At 71.2% G+C, this 17,888-nt stretch carries 9 protein-coding genes and 1 pseudogene; 8 read left to right on the forward strand and 2 right to left on the reverse strand.

All coding sequences use genetic code 11. The annotated features are described in order from the left end of the window. Positions 1-4 precede the first annotated feature (4 nt). From ACZ49J_RS42505 to ACZ49J_RS42520, 4 genes and pseudogenes are all read left to right on the forward strand, one after another. Positions 5-1,588: an MFS transporter gene (locus ACZ49J_RS42505; protein ID WP_467456540.1), complete on the forward strand. Its 1,584-nt coding sequence runs from the start codon at positions 5-7 to the stop codon at positions 1,586-1,588. Positions 1,589-1,707: 119 nt separating this feature from the next. Further along, positions 1,708-2,358 (forward strand): TetR/AcrR family transcriptional regulator, encoded by a 651-nt coding sequence (locus ACZ49J_RS42510; RefSeq protein ID WP_467456541.1) that lies wholly within the window; start codon positions 1,708-1,710, stop codon positions 2,356-2,358. A gap of 429 nt (positions 2,359-2,787) precedes the next feature. Beyond that, a pseudogene (locus tag ACZ49J_RS42515) lies at positions 2,788-3,748 on the forward strand (endonuclease/exonuclease/phosphatase family protein). A 110-nt stretch (positions 3,749-3,858) separates the two neighbouring features. Further along, positions 3,859-5,091 (forward strand): MFS transporter, encoded by a 1,233-nt coding sequence (locus tag ACZ49J_RS42520; RefSeq protein ID WP_467456543.1) that lies wholly within the window; start codon positions 3,859-3,861, stop codon positions 5,089-5,091. Between the two features lie 299 nt (positions 5,092-5,390). On the opposite strand, the gene ACZ49J_RS42525 is transcribed toward ACZ49J_RS42520, so the two are convergent. Continuing rightward, on the reverse strand, positions 5,391-7,307 hold the full coding sequence (locus ACZ49J_RS42525) for a SpoIIE family protein phosphatase (RefSeq protein WP_467456544.1): 1,917 nt from the start codon (positions 7,305-7,307) through the stop codon (positions 5,391-5,393). A gap of 75 nt (positions 7,308-7,382) precedes the next feature. On the opposite strand from ACZ49J_RS42525, the gene ACZ49J_RS42530 reads away from it, so the two are divergent. The 4 genes from ACZ49J_RS42530 (at position 7,383) to ACZ49J_RS42545 (ending at position 14,374) form a co-directional block, all read left to right on the forward strand. After that, positions 7,383-11,729: a HAMP domain-containing protein gene (locus ACZ49J_RS42530; RefSeq protein WP_467456545.1), complete on the forward strand. Its 4,347-nt coding sequence runs from the start codon at positions 7,383-7,385 to the stop codon at positions 11,727-11,729. Further along, positions 11,726-12,313: a response regulator gene (locus ACZ49J_RS42535; protein ID WP_467456547.1), complete on the forward strand. Its 588-nt coding sequence runs from the start codon at positions 11,726-11,728 to the stop codon at positions 12,311-12,313. The genes ACZ49J_RS42530 and ACZ49J_RS42535 overlap by 4 nt, the downstream gene beginning before the upstream one ends. A gap of 163 nt (positions 12,314-12,476) precedes the next feature. After that, positions 12,477-13,502, forward strand: coding sequence for an ATP-binding cassette domain-containing protein (locus ACZ49J_RS42540; RefSeq protein ID WP_467456548.1), 1,026 nt, complete (start codon positions 12,477-12,479; stop codon positions 13,500-13,502). Further along, positions 13,499-14,374, forward strand: coding sequence for an ABC transporter permease (locus ACZ49J_RS42545; RefSeq protein ID WP_467456550.1), 876 nt, complete (start codon positions 13,499-13,501; stop codon positions 14,372-14,374). Before ACZ49J_RS42540 ends, ACZ49J_RS42545 begins: the two co-directional genes overlap by 4 nt. 51 nt (positions 14,375-14,425) lie before the next feature. Here ACZ49J_RS42545 and ACZ49J_RS42550 read toward each other — a convergent pair whose 3' ends face one another. After that, positions 14,426-17,776 carry an AfsR/SARP family transcriptional regulator gene (locus ACZ49J_RS42550; protein ID WP_467456551.1) on the reverse strand — a complete coding sequence of 1,117 codons (3,351 nt, stop codon included), beginning with the start codon at positions 17,774-17,776 and terminating at the stop codon, positions 14,426-14,428. Between the last annotated feature and the right edge of the window lie 112 nt (positions 17,777-17,888).

Here is a 17,888-nt window from a genome sequence, read left to right on the forward strand (position 1 = left end):
ACACATGACCTCTCCTGCTGCCCCTGCCCAACGGCGGGTCCCGGAAGCCGTGCACAGGCGCCGCTGGGCGATCCTGGGCGTGCTGATGCTGAGCCTGTTGATCGTCGTGCTCGACAACTCGATCCTGAACGTCGCCATCAAGACGATCTCCACGCCCGCGCCGACCGGTCTCGGCGCCACCCAGAGCGAGCTGGAGTGGGCGATCAACGCCTACACGCTCGTCTTCGCCGGGCTGCTGTTCAGCGCGGGGCTCCTGGGAGACCGGCTCGGGCGGAAGAAGGTCCTGCTCGCCGGGCTGGTGGTGTTCGGCATCGGGTCGGCGCTGGCCGCCCAGTCGGGTTCGCCCGGCGAGCTCATCGCGTTCCGCGCCGTGATGGGCCTCGGGGCCGCGTTCGTGATGCCCGCGACCCTCGCCGTCCTGATGAACGTCTTCGAGCGGGACGAGCAGCCCAAGGCCATCGGTATCTGGGCGGGGGGCGTCGGACTGGCCATCGCCATCGGGCCCATCACCGGCGGGATCCTCCTCGACCACTTCTGGTGGGGGTCCGTCTTCCTCATCAACGTGCCCATCGTCCTCGTCGCGCTGGCGCTGATGCTGTGGCTGGTGCCCGACTCTCGGGATCCGCGACCGGGGCGCGTCGACCCGGTCGGTGTCGTGCTCTCCGTCGTCGGCCTCGTCCTGCTCGTGTACGGCATCATCAAGGGCGGTCAGCTCGCCGACTTCACGGACGTCACCGTGCTCGCGACCATCGGGGCCGGACTCGCGGTGCTCGCCGCCTTCGTCGTGTTCGAGAAGCGCAGCGACCATCCGTCCATCGACGTCACGTACTTCAGGAACAAGGTCTTCTCGGCGGCCATATGCGCCATCGCGCTCGTGTTCTTCGCGCTCATGGGTGTGACCTTCTTCTCGGTCTTCTACACCCAGAGCGTGCGCGGCTACACGCCTTTGCAGACCGGTCTGCTGATGCTGCCGCTGGCCGTCGCGCAGATGGTGTTCGCGCCGCGCGCCCGGCTGGCCGTGGACCGGTTCGGCAACAAGGCGGTGTGCACGGCCGGGTTGCTGCTCATCGCGGCGATGCTGGCCGCCTTCGCCGCGCTGGAGGCGGACACGCCGATCTGGATCCTCGAAGTGATCTTCTTCTGCATGGGGACCGGCATGGCGCACATCATGACCCCGGTGAGCGTCGTCATCATGCAGGCGCTGCCGCGCGAGAAGGCCGGCTCGGCGTCCGCGCTCAGCAACACCTTCCGCCAGGTCGGCGGCGCCCTCGGTATCGCGGTCCTCGGGTCCGTGCTGTCGACGGTGTACCGCTCGGACATCGAGGACCATCTGCCGGCCGCCGCCCGGCACGAGGCGGGCGAGTCCATCGAGGCCACCCTCGGCTTCGCCGGGAAGCTCGGCGCCAGGGGCGAGGCGCTGATCGCCCCGGCCCACGACGCCTTCCTGCACGCCATGCACGTGACCGCGCTGTGCGGGGCGGGAGTAGCCGTGTTCGGCGCGGTCGTGGTGGCGCTGTTCCTGCCGGGGAAGCCACCCCGGCCGCAGCAGGAGCCCGGGGAGGCGGATCTGGTGACGACGGATCAATAGGGCGGCCAGTGATGCTGGTTGGCGGACATCAAGCGGGCCTGTCCGGGCACCGCGTGCCTCTTACGGTCGTTCAGACGGGAGAATCGCCCGATGCCGACGACACAGGGACGGAGCCGATCGTGAGCCTCGCCGACAGCCGGGCCGGGGAAGGGAGCCACGGGAACCGGCAGAACCCCGTGAGCCCTGTCCGGGGACGGCCGCGCAGCGAGGCCGTGGAACGCTCCATCATCGAAGGGGTGATGAAGCTCCTCGAGGACGGCGTGCCGCTCGCGGAGCTGTCCATCGAGCGGGTGGCGCGCACGGCCGGCGTCGGCAAGGCCACCATCTACCGCCGGTGGAGCGGCAAGGAGGAGCTCTTCGTCGACGTTCTGCGCGCGGCCGAACCCCCGGACGCCGTGCTCCCCGGCACCTCCATGCGTGACGACCTGGTCGCCCTCCTGGAGTCGCTGCGCCAACGCGGCCTGATGAGCCGTTCCTCGGCGATCCTGCACAACGTCCACGCGCAGATGAAGAGCAGCCCGAAGATCTGGGCCGCGTACCACGCCGTCGTGATCGAACCCCGGCGCCGCACCACCTCCGAGGTACTGCGCCGGGGCCGGGAGAACGGCGAACTCCGCGCCGACCTCGACATCGAGCTGATCAGCGACCTGTTCGTCGGCCCCATGCTCGTACGCACCGTCATGCGGCCGGACGCCTCGCTCGACGAGGGTCTGGCCGAGCACATCGTCGACACGGTCCTGGAGGGGCTGCGGCCGCCGGACAGTGCGTAGTCCTTGTGACGGCCCACACCGCGGTTCACGCCGCGGCCCCTTCACCCGTGCTCGCACGTGCGTGACATTTCTCGCAGGGCTGTTCGCCCGGGACCCGTCGAAATACTTCTTGAATTTTGAAATGAGGACGGGTGATTGAGGCACCGTCAGCGAGAACACCGTTGAAATCTTCCTGGCATTGTGCGGGATTCGTCACAGAGCGCCTTCCGTGGCCTCCGGTTCGGAACTCCGAACGCCGGGATCTCGTCATCGTGCCCGTACGGCCGTCACGGGACGGCAGGAACGAACGCGATCATCCCCTAGGGTCGTAGACGCGGGGGACGACGTGCACGGCGGGTTGTGAGGCGACGGTATGGCGCAGGCGTACATGACGGAGACGGGCAGCGGCGGCACGGGGCCGGGCCGCGAGGGGGCCCGGTTCCGACGCCTGTGGGACGGCTGGCGGCGCGACCGGGGGATCTGGCGCCGGGGCATCGTGACCGCCGCCGTCGCCGTGGTCCTCGCGCTGGTGATGGCGCTGCACACGCACATCCCCAACACGATCGGCAACCTCGGCAGCCTCACTGACACGTTTCTGCCCTGGCTCGGCGCGTTCGTCCCACTGCTCCTGGCCGTCGCGCTCATCCGCCGCTCGGCGACCGCGCTCATCGCCGTTCTGCTGCCCACGATCGTCTGGCTGAACCTCTTCGGCGGGCTGGTCACCGACAAGGCCGGCACCGGCGGTGACCTGACCGTCGCCACGCACAACGTCAACGCGGACAACCCGGACCCGTCCGGCACCGCCCTCGACGTGGCCGCGTCGGGAGCGGACGTGGTGGCGCTGGAGGAGCTGACCGAGGAGGCCGCGCCGGTCTACGAGAAGGCGCTGGACCCGACGTACAAGTACCACAAGGTGGTCGGCACCGTCGGGCTGTGGAGCAAGTACCCGATGAAGGACACCAGGGCCGTCGACATCAAGCTGGGCTGGGAGCGCGCGATGCGCTCGACCGTGACGACGCCCGCGGGAGAGGTGGCCGTCTACGTCGCCCATCTGCCCTCGGTGCGGGTGAAGCTGGAGGCGGGGTTCACCGCGCGCCAGCGCGACAAGAGCGCCGACGCCCTGGGCGAGGCCATCTCGCGCGAGCCCATCAAGCAGGTCGTCCTGCTCGGTGACCTCAACGGCACGATGAACGACCGCGCGCTCAACGCGGTCACCGCGCAGATGCGTTCGACGCAGGGCGCGGCCGGCAGCGGCTTCGGCTTCAGCTGGCCGGCGTCGTTCCCGATGGCCCGTATCGACCAGATCATGGTGCGGGACGCCGAGCCGGAGGCGTCGTGGACGCTGCCGTCGACGGGGAGCGACCATCTGCCGATCGCGGCGCGTGTGGAGCTCGGCACATCGGGGTCCTGAGCACCCGCCCGCAACTCGGGCCTCACCCACTGGAATAGTGGGCCGGGGAGAGTTTGTTCCGGAGATGAACATACGATGGAACGAATCCCTCCTCTGTGAAAGGTTGCTCCATGCCCCTCGCCCTGCTCGCCCTCGCCGTGGGCGCGTTCGGGATCGGTACGACCGAGTTCGTGATGATGGGCCTGCTGCCCGATGTCGCGGTCGACCTGCGCGTCTCCATCCCCACCGCCGGACATCTCGTCTCGGCGTACGCGCTGGGCGTGGTGATCGGTGCTCCCCTGCTCGCCGCGGTGACGGCCCGCATGTCCCGCCGTACGGTTCTGATCGCGCTGATGGCGCTGTTCGTGTTCGGCAACGCCCTGTCGGCCTTCGCGCCCGACGAGCACTGGCTGCTGGCCGCCCGTTTCCTGAGCGGACTGCCGCACGGTGCCTTCTTCGGAGTGGGTGCCGTCGTCGCCACGAACCTGGTGGCGCCCGAGCGCAAGGCCCGCTCGGTCTCGCTGATGTTCCTCGGCCTCACCGTCGCGAACGTCGCCGGGGTACCGGTGGCGACGCTGGTCGGGCAACACCTCGGCTGGCGTGCCGCGTTCCTCGGTGTGAGCCTGATCGGACTGGCGGCGATCGGCTCCCTGGCGCTGCTGCTGCCGCGTGACCACGCCCACGGTGGGGCGTCCGGTGGTGGCCTGCGGGGTGAACTGGCCGCTCTGCGCTCACTGCCCGTCTGGCTGGCCCTGGGGACGACGGTCGCGGGCTTCGGTGCCCTCTTCGCCGCGTACAGCTACATCGCGCCCATGCTGACCGAGGCCGCCGGGTACGCGGAGGCGAGCGTGACGCTGCTGCTGGCGCTGTTCGGTGTCGGGGCGACGGTGGGCAACCTCGTGGGGGGCCGGCTGGCGGACCACTCGCTGCGGGGGACGCTGTTCGGCGGTCTGGTGTCGCTGATGGTGGTGCTCGGGCTGTTCCCACTGCTGATGGAGTCCGCGTGGACGGCCGCGCTCGCGGTGACGCTGCTCGGCACGGCGGCCTTCGCCACCGGCTCGCCCCTCCAGCTCATGGTCATGGAGAAGGCGTCCACGGCTCCGTCCCTCGCCTCCTCCGCCAACCAGGCGGCCTTCAACCTGGCCAACGCCGGGGGTGCGTGGATCGGCGGGGTGACGCTCGCGGCCGGTCTCGGGGTGACGTCTCCCGCGGTCGCGGGGGCCGGGCTGGCTGTGCTGGGGCTCGGTGTCGCGGTGGTGGCGTACGTCGTCGATGTCCGGCGGGGGGCCGTTGTACGGCCCAGTGGGCCGGGGCGGCTGGTGGCGTCGTACGTGCCGCGGGAGTCGGAGTCGGTGTCCCGCTGAGGGCGTGGCGGCGGCCGGGGGTTTTCTCGCCCCCGCCGCCCCTACCCGTCCCATCCCCCAGGGGCTCCGCCCCTTCGACCCCGGCCAAGGGGGCTGCGCCCCCTGGACCCCCGTCCTTCTCGGGGCTCCGCCCCGGACCCCGCTTCTGGGCCGCCCCCCGACCCCCGTCCGTTTCGGGGCTCCGCCCCGGCCCCCGGACCCCGTTCGGGGGCCGGCCCCCGGACCCCCGCTCCTCAAACGCCGGAGGGGCTGTCAGGTCAGGAAACACCGGAGGGGCTGTTCGGGCGGGCGTGGCCGGCTCAACCGGTCCGGTTCTCCCGGAGAGCCGTCACCACCGTTGCCGCGCTTCTGAGTACCGGGACCGCCTCCAGTACCAGCACGGCGAGGTCGTCGTCGATCGGCTCGGGGCTGAAGTCGTGGGCGGCTCGCCTGACCCGTTCCGCCACGGCCTTCGCGCCGAGTCCCACGCATCCTCGGAGTACCTTCGCCAGCCCGTCGTCGTCGTCCAGCTGCCGGGTGTTTCTGCGGCGCTCGGTCACGCCGTCGGTCACGCACAGCAGTGTCTCCCCCGGCGCCAGGGTGAAGGAGTGGGCGTGGAACTCCGCGTGCTCCTCGATGCCGAGCAGCATCTGCGGCTCCGCGGCCGGCGTCACCGAGCCGTCCGCCGCCAGCCGCAAGGGCGGCGGGTGCCCGGCGCTGGCTATCGTGCACCGTGCTCCGCCGGCGACCGGGTCGGGCTCCAGCTCGCCGTACAACAGGCTCAGGAAGCGGGAGCCCTCCCGCTCGCCGCGCAGCGTCATGGCCTCGGCGGCCTCCTCCGCCATGGCGAGGTTCAGCCGGTTGAGCAGGGACTCGACGCCGTGGCCCTCCCGTGCCAGCAGCCGTACGAGGTGCCGCGCCAGACCGGTGACGGACATCGCCTCCACGTCGTGGCCGGCGACGTCCCCGAGCAGGAAGCACCACCGGCGGTCCCCTATCGGGAACAGGTCGTAGAAGTCCCCGCCGACGGTCTGGCCCTCGCCCCAGGGCTCGTAGACGAGCGCCGTGTCGATGCCCGGAATGGCGGCGAGTGACGTGGGGAGCTGCCTGCGCTGGAGCGTCCGGCTGATCCTCGCCTGCCGCGTGTAGTGGCGGGCGGTGACCACGGCCTGGGCCATGCGCCGGGCCACGTCCTCCGCGAGCCGTACGACGGCGTCGGTCAGCCGGGGCTGTCCCGCCTGGCCGATCAGGAGTGTGCCGTGGCACCGGCCGCCCACGACGAGCGGGAACGCCAGCGCCGAGCCGCCTGTGATCCCGGCGTCCGAGGACTCGGGCCAGGGCCAGGGGACACCGGTCGTGCTCAGACCTGCGGACGGACGGTCCTTCGCCAGCGCCAGGCGGAGGGTGCGGATCCGCCGCTCGTCCACGTGCCAGACGTGGGAGAGCCTCATCTCCGCGTTGTCCGTCGTCAGCCACACGCCGCACCAGTCGGCGAGCCGGGGAACCAGGAGCTGCCCGGCGAGCGCCGCGACCATGTCCTCGTCCAGCTGCCCGGCGAGGAGCTCTCCGGCTTCGGCGAGGAACGCCTGTCCTTCGCGCTCGGCCCACTCAGCCCCGCGGCCCGGGCGGTCGCGCGGCGTGCCGGGCGAGGGGGCGGGCCGCCCGCGGCGAACGGCCTCGCCGAGTGAGCCGGCGCCGGCCTGCTCCGGGACGGCGAGCGGGGGCGGCATCGCGCACTCCAGACGGAACCATCTGGCCTTCCCGGTGTGCCGGTAGGTCACGCCCCAGGACTCGGCCAGCGTGTGCATCAGCTGCCGCCCATGGCCGCGCACGCGGCTCCGTGCGCTGCTTCCTCCACCAGAGGCACCGAAGGCACCGGAGGGGCCGCGCTCCAGCACCTCGACCACGACGCCCGCACGCCCGGCCTCGGCCCGCGCGGGCGCGTAACCCGCCGGGAAGCCGGGGCCGGTCTCGATCCGGCAGGCCACCTCGACCTCGAAGCCGGCATGCGTGACGGCGCTGGTGACCAGCTCGCTCACCAGGAGCACGGCGTCATCGACCGACCGGTCACTGAACGCCGGGGCGCCGGGGAGGCGCGGCGCGGCGCGCTCGGTCAGCACGGCACGCAGGAACCTGCGCGCCGCCGAGGCCGCGAGCTCATTGGCGGGGAGGCGTATCCGCACCTCGGCCGCACGTGGCTCAAAGGACGACCCCACTGGCAACACCTTGGCAAACATCACTGACGGCAAATACAGGACGAATGTAGCCTAAATGGGAAGTAATGGTATGTCTGTCCCAAGAAATGTATTGCCATGAAACCTGCCACCCAGCCTCAACTCGCCTCTCCTGAGCCCGAATCCCAGGAGGCGGAGCCCACGGATACCAGGCCTGAGGCCGCAGGCGGCCCCGCCCCCGCACAGGACGGCGAGTGGGTGCGCGTGGCCGAATTGCGCCCGTTGCTCGCGGCCATGAATTCTCTTTGTGACGGCGATTTCACCGTCCGCATGGGAAATCCGCCCGACGGGGTCCTCGCCGAGATCGCGGGGGTCTTCAACCGGATCATCACGCGGAACGCGCATCTGGCCTCGGAGCTCGAGCGGGTGCGGCGGGAGGTGGTACGGCCGGGGCGGCTGGACGAGCGGCTCACGGCGAGTCCCGGGCCGGGAGGGTGGACGACGAGCGTGGACGCGGCCAACACGCTGCTGGAAGCGCTGGCCGTCCCGATCATGAACGCCACCCGCGTGCTGGACGCCGTCGCGGACGGTGATCTGACGCAGCGCGCCGAGTTGCACGACGGCAGACGACCGCTCCGCGGCGATCTGCGGCGCCTGGGCAGCGGGGTGAACCGCATGGTGGAGCAGCTGTCGCTGTTCACCGGCGAACTGACGCGCGTCGCCCGGGAGGTCGGCACCGAGGGCCGTCTCGGCGGGCGGGCCACGGTGCAGGGGCTGACCGGCGACTGGCGCTATGTGACCGAGGCCGTCAACACGATGGCCTCCCGGCTGACCGCGCAGGTGCGCGACATCGCGGTGGTGACCACGGCGGTGGCCCGCGGTGATCTGACCCGGCAGGTCACGGTGGAGGCGACCGGCGAGCTGCTGGAGCTGAAGCTCACCGTGAACACGATGGTCGACCAGCTCCGCGCGTTCGCCGACGAGGTCACCCGGGTCTCCCGCGAGGTCGGCACGGAGGGGCAGCTGGGCGGCCGGGCCCAGGTGCCGGGGGTCTCCGGGGTGTGGAAGGACCTCACCGACAACGTCAACTTCATGGCGTCCAACCTCACCTCCCAGGTCCGCAACATCGCCCAGGTGACCACGGCGGTCGCCGACGGGGATCTGAGCCAGAAGATCACGGTGGACGCCCGCGGTGAGATCCTGCAGCTCAAGAGCACCGTGAACACGATGGTCGACCAGCTGTCGGCGTTCGCGGGCGAGGTCACCCGCGTGGCCCGAGAAGTGGGCACCGAGGGGCGGCTCGGCGGCCGGGCGCAGGTCCGCGGTGTCTCGGGGGTGTGGAAGGACCTCACCGACAACGTCAACTTCATGGCGGACAACCTCACCTCCCAGGTCCGCAACATCGCCCAGGTCGCCACGGCCGTCGCCCAGGGGGACCTCGGCAAGACGATCACGGTGGAGGCGAAGGGCGAGATCCTGGAGCTGAAGTCGACGATCAACACGATGGTCGACCAGCTCTCCGCGTTCGCCGACGAGGTCACCCGGGTCGCGCGCGAGGTCGGCACGGAGGGCAACCTGGGCGGGCAGGCGCAGGTCCGCGGGGTGTCGGGCGTGTGGAAGGAGCTGACGGACAACGTCAACTTCATGGCGTCCAACCTGACCTCGCAGGTGCGCAACATCGCGCAGGTGACCACGTCGGTCGCCAACGGCGACCTGTCGAAGAAGATCACGGTCGACGCGCGCGGCGAGATCCTGCAGCTGAAGGAGACCGTGAACACCATGGTCGAGCAGCTGCGCGCGTTCGCCGACGAGGTCACCCGGGTCGCCCGCGAGGTCGGCACGGAGGGGCGGCTGGGCGGCCGGGCCCAGGTCGACGGGGCGTCCGGGGTGTGGAAGGACCTCACGGACAACGTGAACTTCATGGCGTACAACCTCACCTCCCAGGTCCGCAACATCGCCCAGGTCGCCACGGCCGTCGCGCAGGGTGACCTGTCGAAGAAGATCGATGTGGACGCGCGCGGCGAGATCCTGGAGCTGAAGACCACCATCAACACGATGGTCGACACGCTCTCGTCGTTCTCGTCCGAGGTCACCCGCGTCGCCCGGGAGGTCGGCAGTGAGGGGCAGCTGGGCGGTCAGGCCCGTGTCGAGGGCGTCTACGGAACGTGGAAGCGGCTGACCACCAACGTCAACGAGCTGGCCCTGAACCTCACCACCCAGGTCCGGGCGATCGCGGAGGTGGCGAGCGCCGTCACCCAGGGCGACATGTCCCGCGCCATCACGGTCGAGGCACAGGGTGAGGTCGCCGAGCTGAAGAACAACATCAACCTCATGGTCTCCAACCTCCGCGAGACCACCCGGGCCAAGGACTGGCTGGAGTCCAACCTCACCCGCATGGCGGCGCTCATGCAGGGACACCGCGACCTGGTGGAGGTCGCCGACCTGATCCTGCGCGAGCTGACCCCGCTGGTGAACGCGCAGTTCGGCGCGTTCTTCCTGGCGGAGGCAGGGGCGCCTCCCGGGGAGCGCCTCCAGTTCATCGCCGGGTACGGCACCGACCAGGCCGGCGGGGGCAGCCCCCTGCCCGGCACCGGCACACCGGGCCGCGGGCTGATCGCGCAGGCCGCGCAGGAGAAGCAGCGCATCCTCATCATGGACGCCCCGCCCGACTACATCACCATCAACTCGGGGCTCGGCACGGCCCGCCCGGCCAGCATCGTCATCCTGCCCATCCGCTTCGAGGACCAGGTGCTCGGAGTGATCGAGCTGGCCTCGCTGAGCAAGTTCAGCGATGTGCACCTGGCGTTCATCGACCAGTTCGCCAACACGATCGGCGTGTCGATCAACACGATCATCGCCAACTCGCGTACGGAGTCGCTGCTGTCGGAGTCACAGCGGCTCACCTCCGAGTTGCGCGAACGGTCGGACGAACTCCAGCGCTCCAACGCCGAGCTGGAGGAGAAGGCGGCCCTGCTCGCGACCGCCTCGCAGTACAAGTCGGAGTTCCTCGCGAACATGTCGCACGAGCTGCGCACGCCGCTCAACTCCCTGCTGATCCTGGCCCGGTTGCTCGCCGACAACCCCGACGGGCACCTGGCCGAACAGGAGGTGCAGTTCGCGACCACCATCCACCGCTCGGGTTCGGACCTGCTCCAGCTGATCAGCGACATCCTCGACCTGTCGAAGATCGAGGCCGGGCGGATGGACGTACGCCCGAGGACGCTCCCGCTGATCAAGCTGCTCGACTACGTCCACGCGACGTTCCGGCCGCTCACCATCGACCGGGGGCTGGGCTTCGAGATCGCGGTCGACAAGGACGTACCGGCGGAGCTGTACTCCGACGAGCAGCGCCTCCAGCAGGTGCTGCGCAACCTGCTGTCCAACGCGGTGAAGTTCACCCACCACGGCAGCGTGGAGCTGCGCGTCGACCGGGTGCCGGGGAGCCGGTTCGCCGAGGAGACGCTCAGCGACGCGGAAGCCGTCATCGCGTTCTCCGTGAAGGACACGGGGATCGGTATCGCCCCCGACAAACTGCCGATGATCTTCGAGGCCTTCCAGCAGTCCGAGGGCACCACCAACCGCAAGTACGGCGGCACCGGCCTCGGCCTGTCCATCAGCCGGGAGATCGCCGGGATGCTCGGCGGCAAGATCGTCGCCGAGAGCGAGCCGGGCGTGGGATCGCGGTTCACCCTCTACATTCCCTCGCACCACCCCGGCGTCACCGCCGCGCAGGGCACGGAGGACCCGCGCGCCGCGGGTGCCGCGCCCGTGCTTCCCGTGCAGACCCCGGCGCCGGCGGCGGCCGTCGCCGAGGACACCTCACCCGAGGACGTGCTCGCTCCCGCGAGGGGGCTCAGTGCCGGCGTCCTGGCTGCGGACCGCCGCACGGACGACCCGACGGGTAGTCCGACAGGCAGCACGACGGGCAGGGAGGCCAAGGAGACCGTCAACGGCCGCGAGGACACCTGGCCGGAGACGACGCGGCTCAAGGAATGGCTCAGCGGGCGCCCCGGCCGTGTCCTGGCCGGCCGCCGCCTCCTCATCGTCGATGACGACATCCGCAACGTCTTCGCGCTCACGCACGCGCTCGGCCGGGTCGGCATCACCGTGCGGTACGCGGAGAACGGCCGGGAGGGCCTGGAGGTCCTGGAGCGGTATCCGGACGTGTCCCTGGTCCTGATGGACATCATGATGCCCGAGATGGACGGCTACGAGACCATACGCACCATCCGGGGCACCCCTCGCCTCGCTCACCTGCCGATCGTCGCGCTCACCGCCAAGGCGATGCCCGGCGACCGCGACAAGGCGATCGACAGCGGCGCCAACGGCTACGTGCCCAAGCCGGTGAACGTCGACCACCTGCTGTCGGTCATCTGCGACCTGCTCGACCAGGAGAGCGACTCCCCGGCGCCTGCCCCCGGCGTCGCCGGAGAACCGCCGGACACGGACGCCAGTGCCGACGATCCACCCGAGGACCCGCCATGACCACCAACCTGGCCGACCCGTGCAGCATCCTCATCGTCGACGACATGGAGGAGAACCTCATCGCGTTCGAGGCCGTGCTCAGTCCGCTGCACCAGCACCTGGTCCTCGCGCGCTCGGGGGAGCAGGCGCTGAAGGCGATGCTGCGCCAGGAGTTCGCGGTCGTCCTCCTGGACGTCCGGATGCCCGGCATGGACGGCTTCGAGACCGCCGCCAACATCAAGCGTCTCGACCAGACCAAGGACGTGCCGATCATTCTGGTGACCGGGACCGAGGGCAGTGCGGACCACGCCTACCGGGGATACGCGATCGGAGCCGCCGACTTCATCGCCAAGCCCATCGACCCCTGGGTGCTGCGCACCAAGGTCAACATCTTTCTCGATCTGCACCGCAAGAACCGCCAGTTGGCGATACGCGCGGTGACGGGGGACGCGGACCGGCTCACGGAGGTCACCGAACGGCTCGCCCGGATCGAGCTGCTGCTGCGCGACAGGCCGGAAGCCGACACGGCCGGGCTGGCCGACCGCATCGCCGAGGTGGAGCGCGCCGTGGGGACCCTGCTGCCAGGTCGGGCCCGGACCGAATAGCGAAGGAAGCGAACGAACACCCAAGGAACCCACGGAACCGAAGGAACCGAAGGAGTCCAGGGAACCCCCTGTCGGTGGTCTGTCGGTGATCTGTCGGTGCTCTGCCGGTGGGTGTCGGCCGGTTGTCGGTGGTTTGTCGGTGGGGCCTGACACTGTCGTCCCCATGACACGAACCGACAAGAACGCAGGCGGCCCGAAGAGCGCCGTCACCGTCCGGGGACTGGTCAAGCACTACGGCGAGACCAAGGCGCTCGACGGCGTCGACCTGGACGTACGGGAAGGCACCGTCCGCGGCGTGCTCGGCCCGAACGGCGCCGGCAAGACCACCCTCGTACGGATCCTGTCCACCCTGCTGGCGCCCGACGCGGGACAGGCCGTCGTCGCCGGCTACGACGCCGTACGGCAACCCCGGCAGTTGCGGAAGGTGATCGGGCTCACCGGGCAGTACGCGTCGGTGGACGAGAAGCTCCCCGGCTGGGAGAACCTCTACATGATCGGGCGACTGCTCGACCTGCCCCGCAAGGAGGCACGCGCGCGTGCCGACGAGCTGCTGGAGCGGTTCTCGCTCACCGAAGCCGCCAAGCGGCCCGCCAGCACCTACTCCGGCGGCATGCGGCGGCGGCTCGACCTCGCCGCCTCCATGATCGGGCGGCCCGCCGTCCTGTTCCTCGACGAGCCGACCACCGGTCTTGACCCGCGCACCCGCAACGAGGTGTGGGACGAGGTCAAGGCCATGGTCGGCGACGGTGTCACCGTGCTGCTGACCACCCAGTACATGGAGGAGGCCGAACAACTCGCCTCCGAACTGACCGTCGTCGACCGGGGCAAGGTCATCGCGGAGGGCGGGATCGAGGAGCTCAAGGCCAGGGTCGGCGGGCGGACGCTGCGGGTGCGCCCGGTCGACCCGTCGCAGCTGCGGCCCCTCGCCGAGTACCTCGACGACCTCGGCATCACCGGACTCGCGACCACCACAGTGGACACCGAGTCCCGCACCCTCCTCGTCCCGGTCCTCAGCGACGAGCAGCTCACCGCGATCGTCGGCGCCGTCACCGCGCGCGGCATCACGCTCGCCTCCATCTCCACCGAACTGCCCAGTCTGGACGAGGTGTTCCTGTCCCTCACCGGCCACCGCGCCAGTGCCCCGCAGGACGCCACGCCCACCGAGACCCGCGAGGAGGTCGCCGCATGACCGCCCACCCGTCGCCCGCCACCACCCTGAACGAGGCGCCTCGCGCCACCCCTTCGGATACCCTCACCAACGCCCCCACCACGACCGCCGACGCCCGCATCGGGCTGCGCGGGCACCTGCGGCACACCGGCGCCCTCATCCGGCGCAACCTGCTGTGGATCCGGCAGGACCCCGAGTCGATGTTCGACGCGCTGCTGATGCCGGTCGTCTTCACGCTGCTGTTCGTGTACGTCTTCGGCGGCTCGATCGGCCAGGCGCTCGGCGGCGGGCAGGACGGCTATGTGCAGTACGTGATCCCCGGCATGATCGCGATGATGAGCATGACGCTGTCCCAGGGCGTCGGCACGGGCTTCAGCCAGGACTTCAACAGCGGGGTCATGGACCGCTTCCGGTCCCTGCCGATCGGGCGCGGTTCGGTGCTGTTCGCGAAGATCACGGTCGAGCTGGGGCGGATGCTGTTCGCGACGACCGTGCTGATGATCGTCGCCGTCGCGGTCGGTTTCGACATCACCAGCTGGCCCGGCCTGTTCGCGACCGTGGGCCTGTCCGCGGCGTTCGCCACGTCGATCATGTGGGTGTTCCTCACCCTGGGCGTGGTCCTGAAGAACGCGCAGTCCGTGCAGGCGATGGGCTTCCTGGTGCTGTTCCCCCTGCAGTTCGGCTCGTCGATCTTCGCACCGACGAACTCGATGCCGGGCTGGCTGCGGGCCTTCACCGACTACAACCCGCTGTCCACGCTCGCGGACGCGGCGCGCGGACTGATGGTGGGCGGCCCCGTCGCGCACGACCTGTGGGTGACGCTGGGCTGGGCGGTGGCCATCACGGCGGTGATGGCACCGGTCGCGATCCACAAGTTCCGTACGAAGAGCTGACGTGGGCCCCCGCGCACACGGGCGCGAACCGGACGGGCCGGTTCACGGCGATCACACGAGGGCGGTGGCCTCCTCCACGGAGAGCGCACCGCCCTCGGCGTACGCCGTCTCGTACGCCGCGTCCCCCACCGCGGCCCTGGTCGCGGACTCGGCGCGGCTGCGGTTCTCGACCTCCATGGGGCTGTGGAAGTGGCCCGGCGGCAGCAGCGCGTCGGCGGCGCCCAGCAGCCTGGCCGCGTCCAGGGCCCGGCTGCCGCCGTCCACAGCGGCGACCGCGATGGCCGCACCGGTGAGCTGCACGGAGACGAAGTGCGGCGCGATGTTGCGGATGAGCGGGTCACCGGCCCTCTGCAGCGCCTCACGCATCCTGGCCAGGGAAGCCTCGTAGCGGCCCGCCAACGCGTCCAGCCAGCCCTCCACTCCGGTGACGAAACTGGAGAAGAGCGCGAAGTTGACGGCGTCGAAGTCCTCCCTCAGGAGCTGGACCTGCTCCCACGCCTCCTCCAGGCGCCCGCAGCGGCCGAGCCAGACGGCGAGGAAGAGCCGGGCGGCCGGCAGGGCCTCATTGGTGCTTCCGTGCGCGTTCTCCAGCACCTCGAACAGCATCTTCTCGCCCCGCTCGGCCTCCCCGCCCTCGACGAGCACACCGCCGAGGCGGGCTTTGAGGACACCCGACTGGGCGCGCGCGCCGAGCCGTTCGGCATACTCCAGGGCCCGTTGGAAGTCCTCGGCGGCGCCCTGGTAGTCCCCCTTGCGCTCCTGGGCCTCTCCACGCGCGGCGAGTGCCTCCGCCGCGCCCCAGGCGTCGCCGATCCGGGTGAACAGCTCCAGCGCCTCTTCGGCGTCGCGGGTGGCGTCGCCCGCCCAGTCGCCGCGGTTGGCGAGGATGTTGGCGCGCATCTGCAGGGCCTGGGCGAGCTCCCAGGAGTAGCCGAGCTCGCGGCAGGTGTTCACCGTCTCGTCGACGATGGCGCGGGTGCGTTCCAGGTCGGCGCTGAGCAGGACTGCGTAGAACCACAAGACGCCGGGGAAACGGCAGGTCTGCGGCTGGCCCGGCCGGTAGCTCTCGCTGATGACGCGCAGTTTCTCCTTGGCCTGGGGGGTTTCCCAGGCGGCCAGGTCCAGGTCCATGCAGGCGAGGTGGACGAGGTGCACCCCGCGGCGGGCTTCGTCGAGGACCTCGGGGCGCATCGGCGGCGGAGAGTCCAGGGGGCGCTCGAACAGGTCCGGGGCGGGGCGCGGGGGCGCGGTGAAGGGGTCGGGGCCGAGTGCCTTGACCTCGGTGGACCAGGTGCGGGCCTCGCTGCGCACATCGCGCATCTGCCAGTACCAGCACAGTGACAGCACCAGGCTGATGGCCTCCTGCTCGTCGCGCTCGGCGACGGCGTGCTTCAGCGCGCTGCGAATGTTGTCGTACTCCAGCTCCAGCAGCGCGATCGCCGCGCGCTGGCCGGGGCCGCGCAGCAACGGATCGGTGGTGCGGGCCAGTTCGCGGTAGTACGTGAGGTGGGCGCGCTCGGCCTCGGCCCGCGCACCCGCCTCGTCGAGCCGCTCGCGCGCGTACTCGGCGACGGTCTCCAGGAGCCGGTAGCGCATCGCGCCGTCGTCGGTGGGGCTCGCCACCACGAGGGACTTGTCGACGAGCGAGCCGAGTACCTCCAGCGCGGCCGGACCGCAGACGGCCTCGGCGGCGGCGAGGTCGCAGCCGCCCGCGAACACCGACAGCCGCCGCAGGACGTCCCGTTCCTCGTCGTCGAGCAGGTCCCAGGACCAGTCGACGACGGCACGCAGGGTCTGCTGGCGTGGCTGGACGGTCCGGCTGCCGCTCGTGAGCAACCGGAACCGGTCGTCGAGCCGCACCGCTATCTGACTCAGTGTCAGCATCCGGAGCCTCGCCGCCGCCAGCTCGATGGCGAGCGGCAGGCCGTCGAGACGACGGCAGATCTCGGCGGCCGCCTCCGGCTCGTCCGCCGGGTCGAAGCCGGGGCGGGCGGCGGCACCGCGGTCGGCGAGCAGCCGCAGCGCGTCCGGCTGCGCCAGCGGTTCCACCGGACGCAGCAACTCCCCCGGTACGCCGAGGGGTTCGCGGCTGGTGGCCAGGACGGTCAGTCCGGGGCAGCGCTCCAGCAGCCGCTCCGTCAGGCGTGCCGCCGCGTCGACCAGGTGCTCGCAGTTGTCGAGGATGAGCAGCATGCGGCGCCTGCCGCAGTGTTCGACGAGGCGGCTGACCGCGTCGTCGTGGCGGTCGGCCACCGCCCGCATCTCTTCGGCTCCGGCGCCCCGGAGCACGGTCTCGCGGGCGCCCACGGCGGTGAGTACGGCCTCGGGGACGTTCTCGGGGTCGTCGACCCGGGCGAGCTCGGCCAGCCAGACGCCGTCGGGAACGGCCTCGGCCACGGCCTCGCCGGCCTCCTGCGACAGGCGGGTCTTGCCGGCGCCTCCGGCGCCCAGCAGCGTCACGAGCCGGGCCGCCGTCAGATCGGCCCGGATGGTGTCGATGTCGGCCTCCCGGCCGACGAAGGAGGTGAGACGGGCGCGGAGGTTGCCGGGCCTGGGGTTTCCGCCCCCGCCGCCCCTGCCCGTCCCGTCCCCGGGGGCTCCGCCCCCGGACCCCCGTATCGGCCTGACGGCCACGCCCTCAAACGCCGGACGGGCTGATTCCCCAGCCGGCGGGGGCGAGGAGATGCCTCCCAGCAACTCCCCGTGCAACGCCCTCAGCTCGGCCCCCGGATCAACCCCCAGCCGGCCCGCCAGCAGCCGCCGCACGTCCTCGTACGCGGCCAGCGCCTCCGCCGTACGCCCGGCGTCCCGCAGGGCCCGCAGCCGCAGCGCCTGCAGGGGCTCGTCCAGCGGATGGGCGTCGCACAGCGCCGTGAGCTCGGGAAGGTACTGCTCGGCCTGGCCCAGGGCGAGGGCCGCCGTGAGCCTGGCCCGCCGGGCGTCGAGCCGCCGCGCCTCCAGGCGGGCCGTCACAGCCGTACGGTCGGGGAGGTCGGCGAGGACCGGCCCCCGCCAGAGGGCCAGGGCGTCGTCGAGCACGACGGCCGCCTTCGCCGTGTCCCCGTCGGCCAGCAGGCGCGTCCCCTCGCCGACGAGCCGCTCGAAGCGGTGGAGGTCGACGTCGTCGGCGCCCGCGACCAGCCGGTAGCCGCCGTCCACCGAGGCGACCGCGTCGGGTCCGAGCGCCCTGCGCAGCCGCCCGACCAGCGCCTGCACCGCGCCGGACGCGTCCGCGGGCGGGTCACCGTCCCACACCTCGTCGACCAGCGCGGGCACGGGCACCGTGCGCCCGGGCCGCAGCGCGAGCACGGCCAGCAGGGCGCGCAGCCGCGCTCCGCCGACCGGAGCGGAGGTGCCGTCGGGGAGGAACGCCTGGGTGGTGCCGAGGATGCGATAGCGCACGGGTCCATTGTCTCCGGTCGGCCCGGCACCACTTCCGGGTTTTAGACCCTCATGAACCGGGATGAACCGAGAGAGCCGGGTGCCGTTCGGTGACGTGACGACGGCCAGGAAC

The organism is Streptomyces sp. NPDC030840, assembly GCF_055572015.1.